The following is a 628-nucleotide window of genomic DNA, read 5'->3' on the forward strand; positions in this document are numbered from 1 at the left end:
GAGATTTCTTTTCCAAAGCCGCCGCATATCTCAGAACCTGCTTAATTAGCGTATTTTTGCAGATTGGCCATCATTTCTTTCAACGCCTCGATATTGTCGGCGGGGTGCGCGGCTTGATCGAAATCACCAATCGTCTGCCATTGTGCAGCAACGTCCTCCGGGCTGAAGCCCGCCTGGGGGTCGAAGCATGCTCCCTGACTGCGCTCCCAACGGACCTTGCCGATCCAGCCGCCGCCCACTTCAAACAGATCGCCACTGTCCTGACACTGTTCGCTGCCCAGATACACCACCAACGGGCTGATCAGTTCAGGTTTGAGCAGCTCGAATACGTTGGCAGGAATAAGCCCCTCGGTCATGCGCGTGCCCCCGGTCGGGGCTATGGCGTTGACGAAAATCCGGTGCTTGCGGCCTTCCAGCGCGAGGGTGCGAGTCAGTCCGTAAAGCCCGAGCTTGGCGGTTGCGTAATTGGATTGGCCGAAATTGCCATAGATGCCGGATGTCGATGAAGTGAAAATCACCCGCCCGTAGTTCTGCGCACGCAGGTATGGCCAAGCGGCATGTGTGACCTTATAGGCGCCCTCGACATGGACGTGGTAAACTAGGTCCCAGTCAGCGTCCTCCATTTTGG

General features: G+C 57.0%; 1 protein-coding gene. It reads right to left on the reverse strand.

Going from position 1 to position 628, the window contains the following annotated elements; translation table 11 throughout:
* Positions 1 to 41: 41 nt before the first annotated feature.
* Positions 42 to 628 (reverse strand): SDR family NAD(P)-dependent oxidoreductase (locus tag ALO43_RS27380; RefSeq protein WP_157062373.1); only part of this gene is annotated, 587 nt, incomplete at its 5' end.

Source organism: Pseudomonas tremae (assembly GCF_001401155.1).
Lineage (GTDB): Bacteria > Pseudomonadota > Gammaproteobacteria > Pseudomonadales > Pseudomonadaceae > Aquipseudomonas > Aquipseudomonas tremae.